The sequence below is a fragment of the Vibrio hyugaensis genome (assembly GCF_002906655.1).
Taxonomy (GTDB): Bacteria; Pseudomonadota; Gammaproteobacteria; order Enterobacterales; family Vibrionaceae; genus Vibrio; species Vibrio hyugaensis.
Genome location: NZ_CP025794.1, coordinates 1,070,971 through 1,096,991, shown reverse-complemented (window position 1 = coordinate 1,096,991; position 26,021 = coordinate 1,070,971). Strand labels below are relative to the sequence as shown.

Here is a 26,021-nt window from a genome sequence, read left to right as displayed (position 1 = left end):
CTGATCACTTAGTAATCCTTACTGAAACACTAAGATGACACACTCAGACGCTAAACTTTGGGCACAAGAACAATTTGGACAAGCACAACTTAAAGACCCTCGAAGAACACAACGCCTCATCAGTTTAGCGACTTCCATTGCTAATCAACCAGGAGTCTCCGTGGCTAAACTTCCTTTTTCTCCCGCCGATATGGAAGGTGCATATCGCTTTATCCGCAATGAAAACATCGATGCAAAAGACATCGCAGAAGCAGGCTTTCAATCAACTGTATCCCGAGCTAACGAGCATGAGGAATTACTCGCGCTTGAAGATACAACAACGCTCAGTTTTCCGCATCGAAGTATAAAAGATGAACTCGGGCACACGAATCAAGGCGATAGAATTCGAGCTCTCCACGTACATTCGACGTTACTTTTTGCACCACAAAGTCAGACCATTGTTGGCCTGATAGAGCAGCAACGATGGAGCCGAGATATTACTAAGCGTGGGCAAAAGCACCAACACGCGACTCGTCCTTATAAGGAGAAAGAGAGTTACAAATGGGAGCAAGCTTCTCGCCGTGTCGTTGAACGCCTAGGGGATAAAATGTTAGATGTTATCTCGGTCTGTGACCGAGAAGCTGACCTATTCGAATACTTGACTTATAAACGTCAACATCAGCAGCGCTTTGTCGTTCGCTCAATGCAAAGTCGCTGCCTAGAAGCTCATCATCAAAAGCTTTACGACTATGCGCAAGCGTTACCAAGCGTCGAGACAAAAGAGCTTACCATCCCCCAAAAAGGAGGGAGAAAAGCGAGAGATGTAAAGCTTGATGTTAAATATGGTCAGGTGACATTAAAGGCTCCGGCAAACAAAAAAGAGCACGCAGGCATACCTGTTTATTATGTTGGTTGCCTTGAGCAAGGGACATCAAAAGACAAGTTAGCATGGCACCTCTTGACGTCGGAGCCAATAAACAACGTTGAAGACGCTATGAGAATTATCGGTTATTACGAGCGCCGATGGCTGATTGAAGATTTCCATAAAGTCTGGAAAAGTGAAGGGACAGATGTGGAGTCACTCAGGCTACAAAGTAAAGATAACTTAGAGAGATTAAGTGTCATCTATGCCTTTGTTGCTACGCGTTTATTGGCGTTACGCTTCATTAAAGAAGTTGATGAGCTAACGAAAGAAAGTTGTGAAAAGGTATTGGGCAAAAAAGCTTGGAAGCTACTGTGGTTGAAACTAGAAAGTAAGACATTACCTAAAGAAGTGCCCGATATGAGCTGGGCGTACAAAAATCTCGCTAAATTAGGCGGTTGGAAAGATACCAAGAGGACGGGTAGAGCTTCAATAAAGGTGCTTTGGGAAGGATGGTTTAAACTACAAACCATCCTTGAAGGCTACGAACTCGCAATGTCTCTTGATCACTAGACTTGTGATCAAGAGACAGCCTAAGTTAGGAGCCTTTTCTTTTATTCACTAGTAGAAAGGGAGTTCTAGATATTTGTGTCGTACTGATTGCGTTTCGGACAGGTAGAGAGAATCTCTCGGTGTCCGGTATCTTTTACTTCCTCCAAAATCACATCGAAGCCCCATAAGCGATAAACATGTTTCAACACCTCTTCATAACTGTTATCCAATGGAATTCGGTTATGAGGGACGTATTGAAGTGTTAACGAACGATCGCCTCGCACATCCACGTTAAATACCTGAATGTTTGGCTCTAGATTGGCTAAGTTATATTGTGCGGCTAGCGCCTCTCGGATGCGTTTGTAACCCATCTCATCGTGAATGGCGGCAACCTCAACGAAGTTCTTACGATCATCATCATTAATGGCGAAAAGTTTAAAATCTCGCATTAGCTTTGGTGACAAGTATTGGCTGATAAAACTTTCATCTTTGAAGTTATGCATCGCAAAGTGAAGCGTGTCTAACCAATCGGCTCCGGCAATTTCTGGGAACCACTCTTTATCCTCATCGGTTGGCTCTTCACAGATACGTTTTATGTCTCTGAACATCGCAAAGCCAAGCGCATAAGGGTTAATGCCGCTAAAGTACGGACTGTTATAAGCAGGTTGAGCAACAACGCTGGTGTGACTATGTAGAAATTCGAGAATAAACTTCTCTGATACTAAGCCTTCATCGTAAAGGTGATTCAGAATCGTGTAGTGCCAAAATGTTGCCCACCCTTCATTCATAACTTGGGTTTGTTTCTGAGGGTAAAAGTACTGGCTGACTTTACGGACAATTCGGACGATTTCACGCTGCCAAGGCTCCAGCAATGGCGCATGTTTCTCGAAGAAATAAAGCAGGTTTTCCTGTGGCTCACTTGGGAAACGAATCTTGATATCTTCTTCTTTAGTTTTTGCCTGTGGAACGGTACGCCAAAGTTCGTTCACTTGAGATTGAAGATAGGCTTCGCGCTCTTCTTGACGTGCTTTCTCTTCATTAATAGAGATTTTTTCGGGACGCTTATAGCGGTCTACACCGAAGTTCATTAATGCATGGCATGAGTCAAGTAGTTGCTCAACTTCATGCACCCCGTATCGCTCTTCACATTCCGCAATATAGTTCTTCGCAAACAAGAGATAGTCAATGATCGAGCTGGCGTCGGTCCACGTTTGGAACAGATAATTGCCCTTGAAGAACGAGTTGTGTCCATAACAAGCGTGAGCGATAACAAGCGCCTGCATCGTGATGGTGTTCTCTTCCATCAAATAAGCGATACATGGGTTGGAGTTAATCACGATCTCGTAAGCCAAGCCCATTTGACCGTGTTTGTAGTTTTGCTCAGTTTGGATGAACTTTTTGCCAAACGACCAATGATTGTAGTTGATGGGCATACCGATACTTGAGTATGCATCCATCATTTGTTCGGAGGTAATCACCTCGATTTGGTTTGGGTAAGTGTCGAGGCGATAATGCTCCGCGACACGCTTGATTTCTTTGTGATAACGCTCCAACAGTTCAAACGTCCAGTCTGGGCCGTCAGGAAGCATATTTTCTCTGCGCTTCTTCGAAGCTTCCCCCGAAAGGTTTTTCGTTGCGGTATTCATCGCTAGCCTCCTTACGCCGTTTCTTTTTGGAATAGTTCACGGAAGACTGGGAAGATATCCTCCACAGAGCGGATGTTCTTCATGGCAAAGTTTGGGAAGGCTTCAGCAAGCTTCTCGTATTCATGCCATAGCGTTTGGTGTGAGCGTCGGGTGATCTCAATGTATGAATAGTATTGACAGTTAGGAAGCAGTTTATTCACTAGGAGTTCACGGCAACGCGGAGAATCGTCAGCCCAATTATCCCCATCGGATGCCTGTGCGGCGTAGATGTTCCATTGGCCTACAGGATAGCGGTCTTGCACGATTTCGTTCATTAGCTTGAGAGCGCTCGACACAATTGTTCCACCCGTTTCTTGCGAGTAGAAGAACTCATGTTCATCGACCTCTTTTGCTTGAGTATGGTGACGAATGAATACGACCTCTACATTTTCGTAGGTGCGCGTCAAGAACAGGTATAAAAGAACATAGAAGCGTTTTGCGATATCTTTGGTGGCTTGGTCCATAGAACCGGATACGTCCATCAGACAAAACATGACCGCTTGGCTCGATGGCACAGGGCGCTTCTCATAGTTCTTGAAACGTAAGTCGAAGGTATCAATGAAGGGCACGCTTTCGATTTTCTTGCGCAGATCCTCAATTTCCTTCTTCAGACGATTTTCCTCGAGCTGTTGAGCTGGCTCTATGTTTTTGATGCGAGTAAGCTCATCCTCTAGTTCATTAAGAAGACGCTTCTTTCCTGCCGTCATTGCGGTACGTCGAGCAAGTGATTGCTGCAACGAACGCACAATGGCAATGTTGGACGGAATGCCTGCAGTTTGGTAACCCGCACGATGGGTCTTCCATTCAGTTATTTTAGCAATCTGATTTTTTTCAAGATTGGGTAACTCCAAATCCTCGAACAAGATATCGAGATATTCATCTTTGGATATCTGGAAAACAAACTCGTCTTGGCCTTCGCCATCAGGACTCGCATTGCCTTCTCCTGCGCCACCACCTTGGCCTCCACCTTTCGGGCGCTCGATTTTGTCACCAGTAATAAATTGGTCGTTGCCAGGGTGCACACGCTCACGCACGCCCCCTTTACCCTGATGAAACATAGGTTCGTTGATGTCTTTGTGCGGTATTGCAACGTCTTCGCCCGTTTCCGTGTTTGTGATCGAGCGTCGATTCACTGCGTCAGCTACCGACTCTTTAATCTGCTCTTTATGGCGTTTCAAGAAGCGCTGTCGATTAACAGCGCTCTTGTTTTTACCATTGAGCCTTCGGTCTATAAATTGCGCCATGAAATAGCCCTCTTCATGTTTCACAAGCGACCTAACTCAAACTGGTTAGGATGACTTACGTACTCGTAGGTACCACTCAGAAAGTAGGCGAACCTGTTTCTCGGTATAGCCTTTTTCCATCATGCGAGCGACAAAGTCGTCGTGTTTCTTCTGATCTTCAGAAGACGTTTTCGCATTGAATGAAATAACCGGAAGTAGCTCTTCGGTATTGGAGAACATTTTCTTCTCGATTACCGTGCGCAGTTTTTCGTAGCTGGTCCAAACTGGATTCAGACCATTGTTATTGGCTTTCGCACGAAGCACAAAGTTGACGATTTCGTTTCGGAAATCTTTCGGGTTTGAAATGCCAGCGGTTTTCTCGATCTTCTCTAGTTCAGCATTCAGAGAGGCACGGTCAAACAGCTGACCTGTTTCTGGATCGCGGTATTCTTGATCTTGAATCCAGAAATCTGCGTAAGTCACGTAGCGGTCAAAGATGTTCTGGCCATATTCAGAATAAGACTCTAGGTAGGCCGTTTGTACTTCTTTGCCGATGAACTCGACGTAACGTGGTACAAGGTAACCCTTCAAGAACTCGAGGTACTTTTCTGCCATTTCAGAAGGGAACTGCTCACGCTCAACTTGCTGCTCAATCACGTAGAATAGGTGGACAGGGTTTGCCGCTACTTCGGTTTGGTCGAAGTTAAACACACGCGATAGAATCTTGAACGCGAAACGGGTGGAAAGACCGTTCATACCTTCATCGACACCGGCAAAGTCGCGGTACTCTTGGTAACTCTTCGCTTTCGGATCGGTATCTTTCAGTGTTTCACCATCGTAGACACGCATCTTCGAGAAAATGGACGAGTTCTCAGGCTCTTTGAGTCGAGACAGAATACTGAACTGTGCCAGAGTTTCGAGTGTGCTTGGTGAACAAGGTGCTTTGGAAAGTTCACTGTTTTCAAGTAGTTTCTGGTAGATCTTCACTTCTTCCGATACACGTAAACAGTAAGGGACTTTCACGATGTATACACGGTCTAAGAATGCTTCGTTGTTCTTGTTATTACGGAACGTTTGCCACTCTGATTCATTTGAGTGGGCCAAAATCATGCCGTCGAATGGGATAGCAGATAACCCTTCCGTACCGTTAAAGTTACCTTCTTGAGTTGCCGTCAAGAGAGGGTGTAGCACCTTGATTGGCGCTTTGAACATCTCAACGAATTCCATCAAACCTTGGTTTGCTTTACATAGCGCGCCGGAGTAGCTGTAGGCATCTGGATCATCTTGTGAAAAGTGTTCAAGCTGGCGAATATCAACTTTACCAACCAATGATGAGATGTCTTGGTTGTTTTCATCGCCGGGTTCAGTCTTCGCAATTGCAACTTGGTCTAGAATAGAAGGACGTACTTTAAGCACCTTGAACTTGGTGATATCACCGCCAAACTCGTGCAGACGTTTTGCAGCCCAAGGTGACATGATAGAGCGTAGGTAGCGATGCTCAATACCGTATTCTTTCTTAAGGATTTCGCCGTCTTCCGAAGCATTAAATAAGCAGAAAGGATGATCATTTACTGGGCTGCGCTCACCATTGGCGCTGAGCACGTAAACCGGCATTTTTTCCATCAGTGCTTTTAACTTCTCAGCCAGTGATGATTTACCACCACCTACTGGGCCAAGAAGGTAAAGAATTTGTTTTCGTTCTTCCAAACCTTGCGCGGCGTGTTTGAGATAAGACACGATCTGTTCGATAGCGTCTTCCATGCCGTAGAAGTCTTTGAAGGTTTCGTAACGAGAGATCACTCGGTTTGAGAAGATGCGGCTCAGTCTTGGATCTTGCGCAGTATCAATGACTTCTGGTTCCCCAATCGCTATGAGAAGTCGTTCTGCTGCATTGGCATAAGCGCTTTTATCGTCCTTGCACAGGGCTAAGAAATCCTGTAACGACATCTCTTCATCTTTTGAAGCTTCATATCTTGATTGATAGTGGTCGAAAATACTCATGTCGCTTTCCCCTTTAATAGTCAGTCTACCGACGAACGTTGACGCAGGCTTACCCACCTTTGATATGCCCTTCGTTGTATGAACTTATACGTCCTGTTATCGCATTTGGTTTGTACCAAACCCCAGTTAGGTCACGCCAAAGGCTTTGCTTTATGGACAATTTTTCACTGCAACGGAGGACGATGGATAGGTACCTTTCAATCACTCCCTTTCTCATTTTAAGCCTAGTCGGGGATTTCCAATTTTGCTTAACAATTATGAATTTATTGCAAAAGTGACATTTGAATCACTGTTTAATGAGAGAAGAATTTGTGTTGTGAATGACAGTCTAAGAAATCAATTATTTGGCGATAAATCGTCGATATCAGTGAATTCTAGGTGGTGTTTGGGAAAGCGTAGAGAAAGCGGACAGGTGAAATTTGATAAAATCGTGACAGGGGAGATGAAAAAAGGAGAGCGTTTGCTCTCCTTTTCAAATGCTTAGTGCGTTATGCACTGAAAATTTGCGCCAATTCGTTTGCACACAAATGGTACTGACGAGGGCAGTTGCGCCATGTTTTCAGCATGCGCTGGTATTTTTCCTGCATTGGCATTTGGCTGTTGAAGTGGTGATCAGCCTTATCAAATTGAGGATATAGACCTTCAGAATCCACAAGGAAACGAACGTAATGCACTTGCTGGGCTTCTGTTGCGATATCAAAACCAAGGAATTGCAGACGGCGTTGATCGACTTTGCTGCGCTCTTCGTCATCCAGCATTTTGTTGGATTCTTGCATCGCATGGTACATCTCCATGATGTCGATGATTTCACGACATTCAGATTCAGTAATGCAGCCAAAATCTTTGTTCAGTTCGCGCATTTGCAGCTCGTAACCACGTTCTACGATGGTCTGTAGACGCTTGTATTTTGCTGCGCTGCTAGGGTCCATCTGAGACATTAGGTTGTACTGGTTTGATAAGATCAAACGTTGAGCGTTTGACATTTCCATGATGACCTCACTAAATAATCTAATACATTTTTAATGTGCTTAGGTTAACGTTTCAGACGTTACTGAAACATGATCTCAACACATATTTAATATGAAAAATGGCAAGAATTATCAAATTTAGCCAGTTTACAAACAGCGTATGAATGCGTTGTGACATGCTATTTGTGGTAGTGGTTGTATATGTAATCTCGATCCGAGAAGACTCTTAACCATTCTGGTTTGAATACGGTTAGGACCGCCAATGACATCCCATTAAGAAGCCCCTCGGGGAAGGCGAGTAATGGCACAAAAACAAAGTAGTTGTGTTGGATGGTTTGCCAGTCGTAATGACCGACTGATAGATGATAAAACGAGTTAATGAGTAGGTGTAAGCTACCTGTTAGCGCGCCATTGAAGAATCCCGCCACAAAAATGAAGACAAAAATATTGCGTGGCAAATATTGATAGCTGAGTAGAAAAATGAGGTAGCTTATTAGTATTGGTACCAGTGCAGAAAGTACGAGCGCACTTGGTAGCATTAATAGTGGAACGCCGTGAATCAAGTGATTGACGATCATGGCAGGGATACAGAGCAGAAAAGCCATCCGCCAACCGTACATCATGGTTAGCGTTGTCAAAGCAAGAAAGTGGATTTGCAACCCTTCTTTCACACCGGCTTGTGCAGACCACAAAATGCTAAGCAAGAAGAGTGTTGCGAAGACCAAATGTTGGAATGGTCTTTCTTGTTCCATTTTAGGCCAAACGACTTTTCGCCAATCGGGTAGGCAATGCATGATTACAACCCAACCAATAATAATGACCGATACGAAATTAAACCAATCCATGTTTGATATCCTGACTTTTAATTCCTTGCGAGCTTTGCTTACCGTTTTAAGTGTGTAGTAGGTTTGTATACGTTTAATGTGTCGAGGATAGGGCATCAAATGTTTTGATTTGTTTGGTACTCTCGATTGTAATATGAGTAAAAAAATACCAGCGAATCGCTGGTATTTTTAATTTATTCAATAACCTAATATGACTTAGTATTTCACATTTGGATGGTATTGGGAAAGGATCGATTGGATTTCATCCATCGTTTCTTTCGATGGAGGGTTTACACCATCTAATGGGTAATCAAGCCCTAATGCTTCCCATTTATGCGCACCAAGTTTGTGATACGGAAGAAGTTCCACTTTCTCAATGTTGTCCATATCTTTGATGAATTCACCAAGCATATGCGTCGCTTCTGGATCGTCAGTGTAACCCGGAACAACCACATAGCGGATCCACGTTTTTTGACCGATTTTATGTAGATAGCGAGCGAAGTCTAAAACTCGACGGTTCGAAACGCCGATGAAATCATGGTGAATTTCGTCTTTCATATGCTTAAGGTCAAGCATTACAAGGTCTGTTGCTTCAAGCACTTCATCGATAACATCGGTATGTTTACGGATGTAACCATTGGTATCAAGACAAGTGTGAATGCCTTCCACTTGAGCTGCGCGGAAGAAGTCTCGCACAAATTCTGGTTGAAGCATCGCTTCGCCACCAGAACAAGTAATGCCACCACCTGATGCATTCATAAAATGACGGTAAGTTTTTGCTTCAGCAATAATTTCTTCAACCGTCACTTCTTTGCCGTCATGCGTATCCCAAGTATCGCGGTTATGGCAATACTTACAACGCATTAAACAACCCTGCAAGAAGACGATAAATCGAATACCGGGTCCGTCTACGGTACCACATGACTCAAACGAGTGAATACGACCAGCTGTTGACATCTTTTGCTCTCATTTTTTAATAAATTCTAACCGTTATTTTATTACAAATTGCAGGGTTAAAACAGTCTTGGAGAGGGACGTTGGCGAGATATTGAGCAAAGAAAGCGGCGAATGAAAACTCACACGCCGCACAGGGAGTTATATTTAGAAGAATGCGAACAGTGACAGAGAGCCTGTACCATAAACATCAGTTTGTGCTTCTTCATAATCCGGCGTTTTAACTGTGAAGGTTAAGCTCGCACCGTAGTTTCGGTTGTACCAAGCTGCACCAGCAACCGCACTGGCTTGCCAGTTTTGCAACGTAACATCGTATTGATCGGATGGCTCAGGAATGCCTGAACGATCGCCTTCGATGGTAATGTCGTTAAAGCGGTAACGTCCTTCAAAGCCTGTGAACAAGAACCAACTGGATGTACTTTGCGCTAACATACTCGCGTGGAATGGGCTTTCAACACTGATGTTTGCCGCACCGATGCTGTTCGCTAAGTTGGTACCCCAGCGGAACATGACACCTTGAGACACATCACTACGGAAGTTACCTGCGTTGATGTCGTTTACGTTTGTAATTTCCCATTGTGTGCTTTTACCTTCGCTGCGCATCAGTTTGTTGAATGCTCGGTAACCAACACTGAACGCGACTTCGTCATCAATTTGATATTCCCAACCTTGTGGGTCGGTTGAGCCAGTGATGCCGTGAACGATATCTTGGGCTTTATCTGATAGTGAGCTTTCACCTGTTGCCCCGATAGTAAAATTGTATCGAACGGCTTGGTCTGCTGTGATCGAGATATAGTTGATTTCGGTATGCAGGTAGCCGGCGTAAGGACGATCATTAACAAGAGGGTAGTCGGCTTCTATATCACTTGGCGTCCACATTTTGTGGCCTAGTACAAGTTCTACTTTATCGACGTTGGCTTGACCATTGCCGTTTAAACTGAACCATTTCCATTCGCTGTCTTCACGCAGTTTATCGGTCGCGTAAGAAAGGAAAATACCGTTGGTGTAGTCTTGGTCGACACCAAATATGCCATCGTTATCTAAAGTGAAAGATACGGTAGATTTCGTTGATGCAATCGCAGCAGGCGACAACAAGGCAAGGACAAATAATTTACTGAGTTTCATATACTTCGTTTACTAGCGTTTTCGGCATCATACGTAAGATCGAGAACAAAGTCTTAGGCAATGTCACAACTTTAGTTCAAGACACAAAAAAAGGCCGATGCTTTACAGCATCGGCCTCTGTTTTATCACTCAAAGTGCTAATTCAATCAGTCTTATAGAGACTCAGTGAATGTACGTGCGATTACGTCAGCTTGTTGCTCTGCAGTTAGAGAGTTGAAGCGTACAGCGTAACCAGATACACGGATTGTTAGCTGAGGGTATTTCTCTGGGTGCTTAACAGCGTCTTCTAGAGTTTCGCGGTTAAGTACGTTCACGTTAAGGTGTTGACCACCTTCAATGCCAGCTTCGTGGTGGAAGTAACCATCCATCAGACCCGCTAGGTTAGCACGTTGGCTAACTTCTTCTTTACCTAGTGCGTTTGGCACGATAGAGAAGGTGTAAGAGATACCATCTTTTGCATCAGCAAACGGTAGTTTACCTACAGATGTTAGAGATGCTACCGCACCTTTCTCATCACGGCCGTGCATTGGGTTAGCACCAGGTGCAAAAGGAGCGCCTGCTTTACGACCATCTGGTGTAGTACCAGTTTTCTTACCGTATACCACGTTTGAAGTGATAGTAAGAATAGACTGAGTTGGGATTGCATCACGGTAAGTCTTAAGCTTACGGATTTTAGCCATGAAGTTAGAAACAAGTTCACATGCCATGTCATCAACACGTGCATCGTTGTTACCAAATTTAGGGTAATCGCCTTCGATTTCGAAGTCGATTGCAATGCCATCTTCGTCACGGATTGGTTTAACTTTACCGTATTTGATTGCAGATAGAGAGTCAGCTGCAACAGAAAGACCAGCGATACCACAAGCCATAGTACGACGAACGTCACGATCATGAAGAGCCATTAGAGCTGCTTCGTAGCTGTATTTGTCGTGTGAGTAGTGGATAGCGTTTAGTGCAGTTACATACTGCTTAGCTAGCCAATCCATTAGGTTGTCTAGGCCAGCCCAAACTTTGTCGAAGTCTAGAACTTCGTCAGTCATTGGTGCAGTCTTAGGGCCCACTTGCATTTTAAGCTTCTCATCTACACCGCCGTTGATAACGTAAAGTAGAGTTTTCGCTAGGTTTGCACGAGCGCCGAAGAATTGCATGTGCTTACCGATAACCATTGGCGATACACAACAAGCGATAGCGTAGTCATCGTTGTCGAAATCTGGACGCATTAGGTCGTCGTTTTCGTACTGGATAGAAGAAGTATCGATAGATACTTTCGCACAGAACTTCTTGAAGCCGTCAGGTAGCTGCTCAGACCAAAGTACAGTGATGTTTGGCTCTGGAGAAGGACCCATTGTGTATAGTGTGTTTAGGAAACGGAAGTTAGTACGTGTAACTAGTGTACGACCGTCAACACCCATACCACCCATAGATTCTGTTGCCCAGATTGGGTCGCCAGAGAATAGCTCATCGTACTCAGGAGTACGTAGGAAGCGAACCATACGTAGTTTCATTACGAAGTGGTCGATCATTTCCTGAGCTTGTTCTTCAGTGATGATGCCAGCTGCGATGTCACGCTCAACGTATACGTCAAGGAAAGTCGAAGTACGACCTAGAGACATTGCTGCGCCGTTTTGAGATTTAACAGCAGCTAGGTAGCCGAAGTAAGTCCATTGGATAGCTTCTTGAGCTGTAGTCGCAGGAGCAGAAATGTCGTAGCCGTAAGATGCTGCCATTTCTTTCATTTGACCTAGTGCACGGTGCTGTTCTTGAATCTCTTCACGAAGTTGCATCGTCATTTGTAGATCTTCACCAGACTCTAGCTTCTCTTGAGTAGAGTGGAATTGAGCTACTTTGTCTTTGATTAGGAAATCTACACCGTATAGAGCTACACGACGGTAGTCACCGATGATACGACCACGACCGTATGCATCTGGAAGACCAGTTAGAACACCAGACTTACGACATTTTAGGATGTCAGGAGAGTAAACATCGAAAACACCTTGGTTGTGTGTTTTGCGGTACTCAGAGTAGATTTTAGAAACTTGTGGATCAAGCGTACGGCCGTATGCTTTACAAGAACCTTCGATCATACGTACGCCGCCGTTAGGCATGATTGCACGCTTAAGCGGAGCTTCAGTTTGTAGGCCTACGATAGTTTCTAGGTCTTTGTTAATGTAACCAGCATCATGTGAAGTGATGGTAGAGATAACAGAAGTATCGAAATCAACAGGTGCGTGAGTCGCGTTTTCCTGCTTGATACCTTCCATTACTTTAGCCCAAAGCTTGTTAGTCGCTTCAGTACCTTCAGAAACTAGGAAAGATTCGTCGCCTTCGTACGGAGTGTAGTTCTTCTGAATGAAATCACGAACGTTTACTTCGTTTTGCCAGTCGCCTGCAGCAAAACCTTCCCAAGCTTTAGCAAATTGCTCTGCCATGACATACCTACCTTTGTAGTAGAAAAAAATACGTACTGGTTCGCCGTTGAGCCAGCTATCTCCACTTCCACATGGAGAACAGTACACTCTTAATGAATAACAATATTTATAGTCTTAAATAAGAAGAATAGGGCGATAAAACTATAAATATTGTCACTGTTACTAATGTGGGTTCTTCCCAACCACAATTCAAGGCTACACTAAAAAATTTTTGCAAACCTTAAACTAAATCAATAAATACTAAAAAATAGCGATAAAAATGGGGTAGCGACGAGCGCTACCCACACAATTTTTGAACGAATGTCATTATAGCCAAGCTTTAATGCCATATTGTCCTTCTAGCATACCAACTGCAAGCATAGCGACTAAACAGACGACAAGTACACCTACAGGGATCACAATCTTATCTACAAATGACAGACGTGATGCACGCTCTTTGTCACCAATCAGACCGTTGTTGTCTAGAAGCATAGTCAATGCCCAAGCCAGTACTGGGTTAACTACAGCAGAACCGAAGATACAGATACCTGCTGCTTGAGAGTCTTTAGAGTCTTTCACCATCTGCATACCTGCTTCAAGTAGAGGTAGAGATACACCTACTAGAAGAGCAACACGCATTACTGGTGGCCATACTGCTACATCCATTGGGAAGCCAAGAATCGCGACGATGATACATAGAGAGCCGAGCAGGATTGCACCGCCAGGGATAGGGCGTTTCGCAATTGCTGCTGGGATCATGTACGTACCCCAAGATGACGTAATGTTACCACCACCTACAGCAGTACCAACCATTTGACGAACCGAACACATAGTCATTGTGTCATCAACGTCCATCAGAACTTTTTCAGTCTTTTTAGGGTAGTTCAGTTCTTGGAAAATACGGTGACCAAGGAAGTCTGGAGACCACATCGCTACAGCAAGAATTGCAAACGGTAGTGAAGCAATGAAGTGTTCTACATTTGGTAGCCCAAGCATCCAACCTTCTTCTGTGCTACCCCACCAGTAGATTGGGTTTAGGTTCGGAAGACCTGTTTCAGTAACGAATTTGATGTCGAAACCAGCACCAAGTACAAGTGCAATGACGAGACCCGTGAAAGCACATACTGGGATGGCTAGCCAACGTTTATTAACTTTAGCAAGGAAAGCATATAGACCGATAGTAACCGCGAGAACGATTAGGCCAATGTAGCCCATGCTGCCTGCGGCAACCGTATCCGATTGCAAACCAACTGCCCAAGCTTGGATTGAGTTGATTTGGCTCATGGTACCTGTTAGGCCTAAGAAGATGAGTAGGCCCCCAGCTGTACCCTCTGAAGTGAGGTTTACGAGTTTTGAGCCACCTTTTAGTAAGCTCAAAATCAAACCAAACACACCGATTAGGATTGCCAATGCAAGAGGATGGGCACCCGCAAGAGCGATGGTACCAATAAGAGGGATCATTGGACCGTGGTTACCTGCTAGGTTGGCTTTAGGGTTAATAAAGCCAGAAGCAAGAATACAGAAAAGGAGTGCAGGGATTAGCATTTCTACACGAGCAACTTCGATAGCAAAATCTTTGCCTAAGTTAACGTGGTCCCATGCAGCAGTAAGACCTTCAGCCCAAGACATCATTACCGCAGAGTACATTGCGATAATACCGATCGTACCAGCAAGCGCTGGAACAAGGTCTTCAAGCTCAAAGCGGAAGTCACGACCTGGCAAGTTTAAGCCAAAACGGCGTGGCTTCATGATTTGTAGTTCGTGGTCTAGGTAGTCTGAACGGCTTGCGAACTCAGATGATGGACGATGAAGCTCGCGGTAGCTTTTAGTCTCGATATCCGAATCAGAGTGCGCTTTATTCACTGCGTCTGACATAGATTCCTCATATATTTAAAAGTTATGAATTCTAAATTGAATTGTGTTTTTCCGCTTCCTGCGGCACTTCCTATGCTAGCTATTATTAGATTTTGTTGCACGAATACCACGTGCCTAAGCATAGCTAATAACTCATTGTGTTGAGGCACAAAAAATTCCTCATCATTGTGGCGGAGTCTAGCAAGATAGCCCTTTGGGGTGATTGATTTAGATCACTTTAAGAATAGATGTGAAAGAAAACTACAGAAAGTGTCTGGCATGCGAATGACTTGGTTGTTTAGTGTGTAATTCGATTACACAAGTTGCATAAAATTAGACGTTATTTTGCAGAAATAATGTCCAATGCGATTTATTTACGTCATTCATGAATTGTATATAAAGCTGGCTTCATTCTTGCTTAGTACCGAGCAGAGACGATTTTTTGGCTAATCATTGCCGCTCAGTTTAGGAAGAAGACATGAAACAGCTTAAAGTACTGCCGCTAGTGGCAATTATTTCGGGATTAATGGTCGGTTGTGGCGGCGGTGGCGGCGGTGGCGGCGGTTCATCGAAAACAACATTTACGTTTGATTTTGCGATCCCTGCGACACTGTCTGAGAGCGATGCTAAGGCACAAAGCTGTACAATTTATGATCGAGATACTGATTTGAATGGTGACGCTACCGTTTTAACTTACAGTCAAGCATCAAAAGCTCAGGTCACGAATAATGTTATCGGTTACTATTCTGATGCTGATGGCAAAATGGTTGGAGAAGTTATTAAACCAACCAGCGATAACTTCAAGTTTGTTTTAGAAGACATTCCTGAAGGTGGTTACATCACTATTCAAGCACTTGAATTCAATGGTCGAGAAGTTCGTGTAAATTCTTTCTCTCGCGAGTTTTTAGAAGATAAAGAGCTACGCAATGTTACTTTCGCACTTAACCGTGAGTCGTTGAATAAGTGCTTTACAGGAAGTAACGTATCGGACAAAACGTTCAAAAACCTTTCATACCGAAACGCAGTATCTGGTGGTGGTGACTACCACTATGTATCACAAAAAGATGTCTTAGTATCTCCAAACAGTGATATGACTTCAGATGAAGAACTACTAGGTTTCAATGGAGAGCCTACCGCTTTATTCCAATATGAATCTGGCTCGGACAATAAATCATTATATCAATATGGTATCGGTTCTTGGGGTACTAATGATATTGACCTAGTTACGACAGATGTTGTTTCTAGTATTTACTCATCGTCTGGCTACAAGTATGACTCCTTGAATATTGGCTTTGTATCAAACGACTACTTATATGATGCCTTAGAGCTGGGTAATTCCGTTGATGAATATCGTCGACCTAGTGAAGCTAATAAAGAAGAATGGGTTTACCTAGCCGTTGCTGAAAGCGCTACAAATGGTTGGGATTCACTATTAACTGGCACTATTGATTCAAGCTGGGATATTGATGCTGATCCAAGTACATTCCTAAATATCAAAAACTTACCGAACTTCAAGCCTAGCGTGATATCTCAGAGCGGACGAGAGTCGGTGATTGATATTAATATGGGATTAACTAACTCTACAGAAGGTTTCACTCGTACCGCATATTTTGCTGCTTCAGGTGATTACAAAGTAACTCATCGTATTTTCACTAAGAGCAATAGTGATTATGTTGTAGTACCTGAGCTGGACTACTACAATTTTCCATCTTCCGCGATAAATGGTTTGAAAGTATCGGAAACGGACAACTTCAACCGTTCTGCAGTCATTCTTGATGGTAACAGCGATATTGACTCAGAAATGTTCATGAGCTTCTTCTCTAATGGTGAAGCTTCGGAGCCTGAACTAGAAGCTGACTTAGACGGTATTCTAACTTCTGAAAAAGATGGAATGGAAAATGAAGTGACATTACGCACTTCGAATTCTCTTGTTGTGACACGTTTTAATTAACACTTTTGTATCTTCCTAAGCCCCTCGCGTGAGGGGCTTTTTTATGTCAATTATTCAACATTAAAAGAATATATTACTAGAAATTGCATATTCATTTGCTTGTTGTATCTATCTATTCGATTTATTTAGGTTAATGATTTGTTGCAACTTGCCTTGGGTGGTGATAGTTTGTTCCAATTCAAAGAGGGCGGAGTCCCTTATTGCAGTGACTAAAACACAGGGAGTAGGGCGCATGAATGATGTACCAGCGCTAGATATCAAAGACCTGCACAAAACATTTGGACAAAATGAAGTATTAAAGGGCATTTCACTTTCTGCCCATAAAGGCGATGTTATCTCCATCATTGGCTCTTCCGGTTCAGGTAAGAGTACCTTCCTAAGATGTATCAACTTATTAGAGACACCAACTGCGGGTGAAATTTGGGTAAACGGTGAACTTATCCAAATGAAGAACAACCGCGCAGGGGAGTCTGTCCCAGTAAATGAAAAGCAAGTTCAGCGTATTCGTTCACGTTTAGCTATGGTATTTCAGGGCTTTAACTTATGGTCGCATTTAACGGTTTTAGAAAATGTGATTGAAGCGCCCGTGCACGTACTTGGTGTACCTAAGGCGCAAGCGATTGAAAATGCAGAAGTACTGTTGAAGAAAGTTGGGTTATACGAACGCAAAGACTACTACCCAGGACACCTGTCCGGAGGTCAGCAACAACGCGCTGCAATCGCTCGTGCTTTGGCCGTTGATCCAGAGGTTATGTTGTTTGATGAGCCTACCTCTGCACTTGACCCTGAACTCGTTGGTGAAGTGTTAGGGGTAATGAGAGATCTGGCCGAGGAAGGACGCACCATGTTAGTCGTAACGCATGAAATGGCTTTTGCGCGTGACGTATCTAACCATGTGATGTTTTTGCATCAAGGTTTAGTGGAAGAACAGGGAGATCCAGCTAAGCTTTTTACGAGTCCAGATTCGGAGCGATTACAACAATTTATCTCTTCTATCTACTAATATTTTTTGGGTGGCAGCTTTTTGCCTCCTAAATAAACAAGCACAACAAACAAAACCAAATAAAATAGCAATCACAGGAGTATGGAAATGAAAAAGTGGTTATTGGCAGCAACGCTTGCTGCAACAGCAGTGTCTGGTGTCGCCCAAGCGAAAGAATGGAAAACAGTTCGTTTTGGGATTGAGGGTGCTTATCCTCCGTTTAGCTGGACTGAAACGGATGGCTCCTTAAAGGGATTCGATGTTGATATGGCGAATGCGCTTTGTGAAGAGATGCAAGTGAAGTGTCAAATCGTTGCTCAAGATTGGGATGGCATCATTCCTTCGTTACTTGCTCGTAAGTACGACGCGATCATTGCTGCAATGTCTATCACCGAAGAGCGTAAGAAGAAAGTCGACTTTACGGGTAAGTACGCACTCATTCCAAACAAATTCATTGCTAAAAAAGGTGCGGGTCTAGACTTCGACAACCTTGATGGTCAAAAAATTGCGGTACAACGCGCGACAACGCATGACAAGTATCTGACAGATAACTACGGCGATAAAGTTGAAATCGTACGTTACGGTTCGTTTGATGAAGCATACCTAGATCTTGCAAACGGCCGTGTTGCAGCAGTACTTGGTGATGCTTCAGCTCTTGAAGAAGGTGTACTAAACAAGGCGGGTGGTGAGGCTTACGAGTTTGTTGGCCCTTCTCTAACTGATCCTAAATGGTTTGGTGATGGCTTCGGGATTGCGGTTCGTAAGCAAGACAAAGATCTCACTAAAAAGTTAGATGCGGCAATCTTATCTCTGCGTGAAAAAGGTGTTTATCAAGAAATCGCAGGTAAGTACTTCAACTACGATGTTTACGGTAAATAAGCCGTAACTAAGCGGCCGTTGGCTTGTTCCTAGAAGTAACCAACGGCCGATTTTTTGAGTTTAGGGATTAGGAACTCACCTATGCTGGATTTACAAGGATATGAAGCCTCGATACTAAAAGGGGCTCTAGTAACCATCGAAGTCGCAATACTCTCATTGTTGCTTGCTGTCATTTTAGGCATGCTTGGGGCACTTGCGAAATTAGCGCCCTATAAATGGGCAAGAGCTATTGCAACACTCTACACCACCATTATTCGTGGCATCCCTGACTTAGTCTTGATGATGCTTATCTTCTTTGGTGGCCAAATTCTACTGAATAACAGCCTTTATTCGATCAATGAAACGCTCAACGAGTGGTTTACCGCAAGCAATCCTGAACATGAATGGACTGCTTACCTCCCTGATTACATCGATGTGAGCCCATTTATTGCTGGTGTACTGACCATCGGTTTTATCTTTGGTGCGTATATGGCGGAAACTTTCCGTGGTGCGATCATGGCTGTCGATAAAGGTGAGTTGGAAGCGGCAAAAGCCTACGGAATGAGTTCTTTTATGTCGTTTAGAAGAATTCTATTACCTCAAATGATCCGACACGCGTTACCAGGGTTTGGCAATAACTGGTTGGTATTGCTCAAGACTACCGCTCTTGTTTCAATAATTGGATTGGAAGATATGGTGCGGATTAGTTCACTTGCTGCTGGTACAACAAAGATGCCATTCACTTTTTACATGGCCGTCGCGATCATCTTCTTGTTCTTCACCAGTGTATCAACCGGTCTACTTAAGCTTGTTGAACGCAAATTCAGTATTCATGCGAGGTAGATAATGGACTTTTCATTGATCATTGAAAGCTTCCCTGTCTACTTAGATGGATTGTGGACAACGGTATGGCTGGTGGCATTAGCTCTGGTGATCGGGCTCTGTGTATCGATTCCCTTAGCTATAGCGCGCAATAGCACGAATTACGCATTAAGTTTGCCGTCATGGGCGTTCATTTACTTTTTCCGCGGTACGCCGTTGTTGGTGCAGCTTTATCTCATTTACTACGGTATGGACCAATTCTTCCCTGTGAAAGACACACTTTGGGAACATGCTTGGTTCTGTGCCTTGGTGGCTTTCGTTCTTAACACATCGGCTTATACGGCGGAAATCATTCGTGGTGCGATCAATGGCTTACCGAAAGGGGAAGTGGAAGCCGCAAAAGCGTATGGTATGAGTAAATTTATGACTTATCGTCGCATCATCTTACCAAGCGCATTACGCCGTGCTTTACCTGCATATTCGAATGAAGTGATCTTTATGCTGCACGGCAGTGCAGTCGCTGGGATCATCACTATTATGGATTTGACAGGCGCAGCTCGACTTGTGAACTCTCGTTACTATGCACCATTTGAGTCATTCCTGACGGCTGGTCTCTTCTACATGGGATTAACGTTCATTATTTTGTGGTGTTTTAAAATCGCAGAGAAGCGTTTCTTGGCATATCTAAGGCCATTAAGCTAAGGCGTTTTTATAGATATCTAAAAGAAAGAGCGCCGATTGGCGCTCTTTTTGGGTAGATGAAGGTCGAGTGAGTTTGCCTATACAAATTGGAAATCACCATCAAAAGCAGCATCGGTATAGATAACGACTTCTTTACCTCCTTTGGTGAAGGTATAAGCGGTTAACACATCAGAGCCAGACAAGCCTAAGGAATCAATCATGCCTTGGTCTAACTTGTAATCTGAAGATGCCATAAGGTCAGCAACGGTCATTGTCACACCATCATCTGGAGCGCCTTGACTATCGTTTTCGAGGCTCCAACCATTGCTTTCATCCAACTTAATATCTTCAACACCAAGGGCAAAGAATTCTGATTGGCCATCATCTTTACTCTTGGTATTGTCGCTGGCTCCGCCTTGATGGTAAACCTTACCAAGGGTTAAGGTAACAGAGTCCTGATCACTACTTGTACCGATTACGGCTTCAATACCTTTGATGTCATCTGCATCTTGTCCTTTTGACATGTCGATATCGACAGGGCCATCTTTGTCATTCGCTACGAGAACGTCGAACCCTTTACCGCCTCTGACTAAAGTATCTTCCGCATCGTAAGCAATAAGATCATTGCCTTGACCACCACGGACTTCGTCAGCACCACTACCACCAATGATCACATCATCGCCTTTGCCACCTTTGAGGATATCAACGCCCGCACCACCGTCTAGCCAGTCATCACCGCGGCCACCGTTAAGAAGTTCAGGTTCTGCTACTGTAGTAACGTTATGGATCACATCGTTGAAGTCATCATCGTTAGTTGAAAGGTCAGTGTTATCATTCCATTCGAACAAGGATGTACCATCACCTAAAGGAGAGATTTGCGCATGGATCGGGAGGCCCAATTCAAATGCAGCCTCACCGAGTAATTGAGCATCTAGATCGAATTCTGAAACATCAATAAATCCTTCAGATTCAATGCCGTTGTCTGCACCATCGGGAACCACGAAGAACCCCAACTTACAAGCATCACCCCCCATCATTTCTTTCGATATCGAGGTGTTCACTTCATCAGGTTGTTTTACATTTGACCAAAGAATGCCAACATTCACGACTTCACCGCTTGAGTCTGCGGTGTAGAAACCAAGGGAGTTATTGAACCCTGCATTCGACCCGATGAGTTCAACGTCGAATGTTCCGTTGAACTGGCTGATATCATACATACCATCAGATGGCGCCGGCAGTATTTCGTTATTGTCACCGCCGAGTAAGACATCATCACCGCGGCCGCCATACAGCATGTCGGTACCGTCACCAGTGAGCCCAAGTGTTTCTACTGATGTGACAAAATAGTCACTTGAGTCTTCTTTCTCTCCCCCTTTACTGAATTGTTCACCCGCGGCAGAGAACTGAATTTCATCAAAGGCTTTGAAGCCAGTATCGTTTGGACCAATACTAAACTCACCACTGTTGTTGCTATCAGTAGAAAGCACTTTAGTATTTTCTAGTGTCATACCCGCAGCAGCGTAGTGGGCTAGGGTATCTGCGTCAGGGTCGTTTGCACTAAAGAATCCACTTGCGACTTCGATACCATCGCGGAATGCAGTCCAGATACCAACTTCGTCCACATCATCATCTTCTCCGCGACCTTCATTAGCATAAAGATTTGAGATCCCGACCTTGGCGGCCATAGTGTGTTCATCGAAGCAAACAGAAAGCATTTCGGAGCCTACTGCATCGCCAGGTTCCGAGTCTCCGTCATCGTAGCTATACCCAATTTGTGCATCTTTACCACTTTCATCCGTGCCTTCGACCCCATACTTACTGCCTTGTTGTGTCGTGTTTCCCTCTGAACCATCAGGGTTGTATGCTGTGGCGTTATCAAGACCTAAACCCTCTCCCTCAGGAGTCTGTGCTGAGTCAAGATCGAGTTCAAAGTTACCTGTTTGCTCATTGAAAGAGAGGGCATCGAAATTGTCACCAATGAGCACGTCCGCGCCTTTATTGCCTCGAATAAGATCATCTCCTGGTACGGAGCTATTATCGACATTGTTACCATCTCTTGGCGTACCGTCACCGATGAGTACATCATTGGCTTCATATTGTTGAAGAGAGACATTATCGATTAATGATCCATAGGTATCCTGTGTTCCGATTGCTTCTATCGTAAGAACATGTGGGCCTGCGCCTAGATCTACGTCGATAGAAAGTGAACGCCAGCTTGTACTTGGGTCTCCAGCGGCTCCGCCATAACCTTCAGGATTACCGACCACCTCACCATCGATGTAGAGCTTGAAGCCATTGGTCGCAGCATTTCCAGTCCGGTCTGCATAGTCTAAAGAAAGGTTGAATGTTCCAGCCTCATCAAGCTCGAAATATTGTCCAATGGCAGAGTGAGAGTCTTGACCTCTGTGAGTATGAGAATCCAGTTCCAGAACATTTCCATCACCTTGCTCAACACCATATCCACCGTTCTCTTGGATCTCAATAAGCCCCTCAAGGTCTTTGGTCAAATCAACAGGAGCGACACCATCAAGGTTATCGTCGGCTTCCCAACCGGGAATTGACGAATAGGTTCCCCAATTGTTACCGCCACCTAGTTGTGTCGTACCGGATAAATCTTCAAAATCACCATTTACGAGAATTTCTTCACCAGATAATTTTGCTCCACGGTCGCCATAGATGATGTCGTTATTGCCACCACCTTCTACATAATCATTACCAGAGCCAGCAACAATGATATCGTCAACACAGCCCACATTTTCTACATCGCCGTCACGCGCTAAGTCAATGTTTGGGTTTTCTCCAGCTTCATCTTTTGCACTAATGGTGTGATTCCATGATTCAATCACATCGTTACCATCTCCAGACTTGATCGCTTCTGAACCTCTACCGCCGGCGATAAAGTCATCGCCATCCCCTGTTTTAACGATGTCATCCCCTTTACCAGCACGGACTTCTAAATCTGCGCCTGAGTTATCTTGAAGGTGATTATCGACATCTCTTGGCACTCCGTCTTGAGTAGGCCCGTCTACTAGATTACCAACTTGTGCGTTGGTTTCTGTTACAGAAATTTCATCCGCCATTGCTATATCCTCATATATCGCGAGATACATAGAGGCAGCTCAGCCATCTCAGTCCCATTTGAGATCTGTAGCTTTCCGTCCCCACTTCACAGTGGGTTTGGCTTTATCATCCTTTTGTTTGATTTTAAAACTAGCCAGTAACGCAGAGATTATTTGAATTAGTTATTACATCTCTCGCATCGCTTTATAAGAAGCAACAGCAAGAGGGTTGAGCAAGTAATCAAGAGGTGTTTGCTCGTCAATCAAAATCATGACTTCCGCGGGCATGCCAGGGTAAAGAGAGACCGACTCCCCTAATTCGGCTAACATGCTTGAATCTAATGACACTCGAGCGAGATAAGCCGATGACCCTGTGGCTTGGTCGCTGATTCGGTCTGCAGAAATATGAATCAGTTCGCCTTCAATTGGAGGTGTTTTTCTAAAGCTAAATGCAGTTAAGCGTACTTGAGTTGTTTGGCCTATATGAAGTACTTCAATGTCTTCTGGTTTCACCAATGCCTCCACAATTAATTCATCCTCTTGTGGGACAATTTCCATTAACGTGTTGCCCGGAGCAATGATCGCATGTTCACCAACAACGTTGAGCCCGACCACGATACCGCCTTGTGGGGCTCTTATTTCGACACGCTTGAGTACATCATTCGCGTTCACCATCGCTTCTCTTGTTTCGTTGAGTTTGCGCTCAAGTTCTTGAACTTCTTCGCCTAGCGTTTTAGCGTAGTTGAATTCCGCGTTGGCTAATTCCATTTTTGCCTCGGCAACAAAACCTTTCGCTCGACCGATTTGGGCGCTGAGGTCGGCAATTTGTCCTTCAAGTTGTGAATGTTCACGTTGAAGATCGAGGTAACGTGATTTAGACGTATTACCAGAAGTAAGAAGCTTTTTATGCATGGCGACTTGTTCTGCAAGGTAACGCAAGCTCTCTTTGCCTGCTTGATATCGCTTTTGTAGGCCAAACATATCTAGCCTGGCTTGCTCTATTTTTTCCGCCAGAATGTTGTTTTCACCATCTCGTAGTGAGCGGCGTTTTTCATACAAAGCTTGCTGAGTTCGAATGATGGATTGAATTTCTTTGGAATGATTACGGGAGAGTAAGCGTGTATCGAATTGAATTTCAGGATGGTCTGCGAGTTCAGACTGGAGTCGGTTTAAGCGTGCGAGATCGCTCTCCCATTGTGCTCTTAGCCGATTCAAGCTCGCTTGAGCTTGTGTAGCGCTCAAGGTTATCAGCAAATCGTTCTTATTCACATTATCTCCATCTTTAACATGAACCCGTTCGATGATCCCGCCTTCTAAGTGCTGAACGGGTTTTCGTTTCGATTCAACGATCACTACGCCAGGTGCTATCGCTGCCGAGCTCAGTGGTGACAAGCTTGCCCAGACAAGGAAGCCACCAATCATCACCAGTAAAACGGCTAAAGAAGTGATGATCACTGGCGTGGTAGCAAAAGAGAGTTTGCGTCCATCTTCAAAGTTGATACCACTCCGGTGCAATATGGTCTTACTCATTGGAGGCCTCCGACTGTGTTTGTGTCCTTGAATGCACGTCCATCATGGAACGGAGAACTTTGCTCGCTTCTCCGGCTCTTGCAATCTGTCCTTTATTAATTTCAATGACCCAATCTACGTGACGTAGCAAGTGTGGTTGATGGGTAATCATAACGACGGAAACGCTTTCCTCTCTGCATGTCGCTAGAAGGCTAGTCAGGTACTCTTCGCCTTCTTTATCCATATGGGAGTTGGGTTCGTCTAAAACCAAGAGCTTGGGCTTAAAACAAAGCGCGCGAGCTAATGCGAGCTTCTGCGCTTGCCCACCGGATAACTGATGTCCGCCATCACCAATGATGGTTTCATAACTATTGGGGAATTGAAGAATGGTCTCGTGCACACCGGCATGAATGGCGGCTTTAATAATTTGAGAGTCGGTGATTTCAGTATCGAAGTGAGCGATATTTTCTTTAACGCTGCCTTGGATAAATTGGATAGTTTGCGGAAGATACCCAACAGTATGTTTGAATTGTTCTTTGTCCCAATGCGTGACATTTAAGCCATCAATGCATACTTTGCCTGATGTCGGTTTATGTATGCCCATTAGCAACTTACAAAGACTGGTTTTACCTGAACCACTCGAGCCAATGATGGCAACTCGATTGCCAGTTTCTAATCTTAGCTTGAGTTGCTTGATTATGGGCTCTCCTTGATGATTTTCCGGTGACCATACGACGTTGTCGAAACGTAACTCGCCGGAAACCTCGGGCAGTGTGATGCGCTCCGGTTCTATTTTGGATTTGTTGACGACATTTTTGATGCGGTTGGCTGCGGCTAATCCAGTTTTCCAACCTTGAAACCCAGAGGTTAGCTGCTCAATTGGTTGGAGCGCTCTAGCCATCAGAATCGACCCGGCAATCATTCCACCGGCACTCATCGAATTTTGAATCACAAGAAATGCGCCTGTCCCCATAATGCCAATTTGTAGTGTCATGCGAACAAGTTTGGCTATAGATGTCAGGTTAATCGAGGCTAAATCTACCTTACTCCTAAACCACAGTTTTTCAGCAAGAATGGGTTGGAACTTGTTAAACGTACCGTCGGTCGCTTGTTGAGAAATTAACGTTTCTTGTTTGTTGAATAATTCGTCGATTTTTCGATTTGCAGCAATTTGGGTGGCGTAAGAAGCCTCAAATGATTTCTTTTTGGTGTAGAAAGAGAGTAGTGCGACCACTAATACACAGATAACGGCAATCAAGCCAACCAATCCGATAATTGGGTGTAGCATGAACATAACTAGCAGAAATAGCGGCGTCCAAGGTAAGTCGAAGGCGACAAAGAAACCTGGTGACATAAGAAGAGATCGTATCTCAGTTATGTCGTTAAACACGTAACGTGTCTTCGTGTCGTAATGTTGGCCGCAAAGTTGATATAGCCATTGAGCGCTTTCCGATTCAAACTGAAGGGCTTTTCTTTGGGTGTATTTTTGTCTTAGGGTTTCAAGCAATGCCTGTGAAATCAACAGAAACAGAGCGATGGCCGTAAGCAGCAACAGTGTGTCGGTACTTCTGCTCGATAAAACTCGGTCAAATAACTGCAGGCTGTAAATTGGAACCACAAGCATCAAAGCATTGATAGCGGCACTCACCAGTGTCATTGGACCTAATGCTTTAAGCGTAAAAGGTGATAATCTGTCCCAGCTATTTTGAACCATACTTCGCTCA

General features: G+C 44.3%; 18 protein-coding genes and 1 riboswitch. Of the genes, 6 read left to right on the top strand and 12 right to left on the bottom strand.

What is annotated here, in order from left to right:
• The first annotated feature begins 34 nt into the window (after window positions 1-34).
• The gene (locus C1S74_RS05625; RefSeq protein ID WP_103415246.1) at window positions 35-1,414 is read left to right on the top strand and encodes an IS4 family transposase; all 1,380 of its coding nucleotides are present in this window, start codon (window positions 35-37) and stop codon (window positions 1,412-1,414) included.
• A 65-nt stretch (window positions 1,415-1,479) separates the two neighbouring features.
• Here C1S74_RS05625 and C1S74_RS05620 read toward each other — a convergent pair whose 3' ends face one another.
• The 9 genes from C1S74_RS05620 to C1S74_RS05575 form a co-directional block, all read right to left on the bottom strand.
• On the bottom strand, window positions 1,480-3,039 hold the full coding sequence (locus C1S74_RS05620; protein WP_038866687.1) for a SpoVR family protein: 1,560 nt from the start codon (window positions 3,037-3,039) through the stop codon (window positions 1,480-1,482).
• Between the two features lie 11 nt (window positions 3,040-3,050).
• Window positions 3,051-4,322: a YeaH/YhbH family protein gene (locus C1S74_RS05615; protein WP_038866690.1), complete on the bottom strand. Its 1,272-nt coding sequence runs from the start codon at window positions 4,320-4,322 to the stop codon at window positions 3,051-3,053.
• A 45-nt stretch (window positions 4,323-4,367) separates the two neighbouring features.
• Window positions 4,368-6,302: a PrkA family serine protein kinase gene (locus C1S74_RS05610; protein ID WP_038867152.1), complete on the bottom strand. Its 1,935-nt coding sequence runs from the start codon at window positions 6,300-6,302 to the stop codon at window positions 4,368-4,370.
• A gap of 488 nt (window positions 6,303-6,790) precedes the next feature.
• On the bottom strand, window positions 6,791-7,291 hold the full coding sequence (locus tag C1S74_RS05600; protein ID WP_038866692.1) for a YfbU family protein: 501 nt from the start codon (window positions 7,289-7,291) through the stop codon (window positions 6,791-6,793).
• 158 nt (window positions 7,292-7,449) lie between these two features.
• A complete protein-coding gene (locus C1S74_RS05595) occupies window positions 7,450-8,115 on the bottom strand; it encodes an energy-coupling factor ABC transporter permease (protein WP_045400582.1) in 666 nt (221 codons plus the stop codon).
• A 195-nt stretch (window positions 8,116-8,310) separates the two neighbouring features.
• Window positions 8,311-9,051 carry a pyruvate formate lyase 1-activating protein gene (pflA, locus tag C1S74_RS05590; protein WP_045400585.1) on the bottom strand — a complete coding sequence of 247 codons (741 nt, stop codon included), beginning with the start codon at window positions 9,049-9,051 and terminating at the stop codon, window positions 8,311-8,313.
• Window positions 9,052-9,195: 144 nt separating this feature from the next.
• Window positions 9,196-10,173 (bottom strand): lipid A deacylase LpxR family protein, encoded by a 978-nt coding sequence (locus C1S74_RS05585; RefSeq protein ID WP_045400587.1) that lies wholly within the window; start codon window positions 10,171-10,173, stop codon window positions 9,196-9,198.
• Window positions 10,174-10,325: 152 nt separating this feature from the next.
• Complete coding sequence (pflB, locus tag C1S74_RS05580; protein WP_038866700.1) at window positions 10,326-12,602, bottom strand: formate C-acetyltransferase; 2,277 nt, start codon at window positions 12,600-12,602, stop codon at window positions 10,326-10,328.
• A 306-nt stretch (window positions 12,603-12,908) separates the two neighbouring features.
• A complete protein-coding gene (locus tag C1S74_RS05575; protein ID WP_038866702.1) occupies window positions 12,909-14,456 on the bottom strand; it encodes a DUF3360 family protein in 1,548 nt (515 codons plus the stop codon).
• Between the two features lie 457 nt (window positions 14,457-14,913).
• Here C1S74_RS05575 and C1S74_RS05570 point away from each other — a divergent pair, with 457 nt between their 5' ends.
• From C1S74_RS05570 to C1S74_RS05550, 5 genes are all read left to right on the top strand, one after another.
• Window positions 14,914-16,386, top strand: coding sequence for a hypothetical protein (locus C1S74_RS05570; RefSeq protein ID WP_045400590.1), 1,473 nt, complete (start codon window positions 14,914-14,916; stop codon window positions 16,384-16,386).
• Between the two features lie 232 nt (window positions 16,387-16,618).
• The gene (locus tag C1S74_RS05565) at window positions 16,619-17,389 is read left to right on the top strand and encodes an ABC transporter ATP-binding protein (protein ID WP_045400592.1); all 771 of its coding nucleotides are present in this window, start codon (window positions 16,619-16,621) and stop codon (window positions 17,387-17,389) included.
• Between the two features lie 87 nt (window positions 17,390-17,476).
• The gene (locus C1S74_RS05560; RefSeq protein WP_038866708.1) at window positions 17,477-18,247 is read left to right on the top strand and encodes an ABC transporter substrate-binding protein; all 771 of its coding nucleotides are present in this window, start codon (window positions 17,477-17,479) and stop codon (window positions 18,245-18,247) included.
• Between the two features lie 81 nt (window positions 18,248-18,328).
• Window positions 18,329-19,069 (top strand): ABC transporter permease, encoded by a 741-nt coding sequence (locus C1S74_RS05555; protein WP_038866711.1) that lies wholly within the window; start codon window positions 18,329-18,331, stop codon window positions 19,067-19,069.
• A gap of 3 nt (window positions 19,070-19,072) precedes the next feature.
• Window positions 19,073-19,750 carry an ABC transporter permease gene (locus tag C1S74_RS05550; RefSeq protein WP_038866714.1) on the top strand — a complete coding sequence of 226 codons (678 nt, stop codon included), beginning with the start codon at window positions 19,073-19,075 and terminating at the stop codon, window positions 19,748-19,750.
• A gap of 77 nt (window positions 19,751-19,827) precedes the next feature.
• Here C1S74_RS05550 and C1S74_RS05545 read toward each other — a convergent pair whose 3' ends face one another.
• The 3 genes from C1S74_RS05545 to C1S74_RS05535 all read right to left on the bottom strand — a co-directional run bounded on the left by C1S74_RS05545 (window position 19,828) and on the right by C1S74_RS05535 (window position 26,011).
• Entirely contained in the window at window positions 19,828-22,809 is a 2,982-nt protein-coding gene (locus C1S74_RS05545; RefSeq protein WP_045400595.1) for a calcium-binding protein, read from the bottom strand.
• Between the two features lie 30 nt (window positions 22,810-22,839).
• Window positions 22,840-22,921: riboswitch (cyclic di-GMP riboswitch) on the bottom strand.
• 53 nt (window positions 22,922-22,974) lie between these two features.
• Window positions 22,975-24,318, bottom strand: coding sequence for an HlyD family type I secretion periplasmic adaptor subunit (locus tag C1S74_RS05540; protein ID WP_045400598.1), 1,344 nt, complete (start codon window positions 24,316-24,318; stop codon window positions 22,975-22,977).
• Complete coding sequence (locus C1S74_RS05535; RefSeq protein ID WP_045400600.1) at window positions 24,311-26,011, bottom strand: type I secretion system permease/ATPase; 1,701 nt, start codon at window positions 26,009-26,011, stop codon at window positions 24,311-24,313. Before C1S74_RS05535 ends, C1S74_RS05540 begins: the two co-directional genes overlap by 8 nt.
• Window positions 26,012-26,021 lie beyond the last annotated feature (10 nt).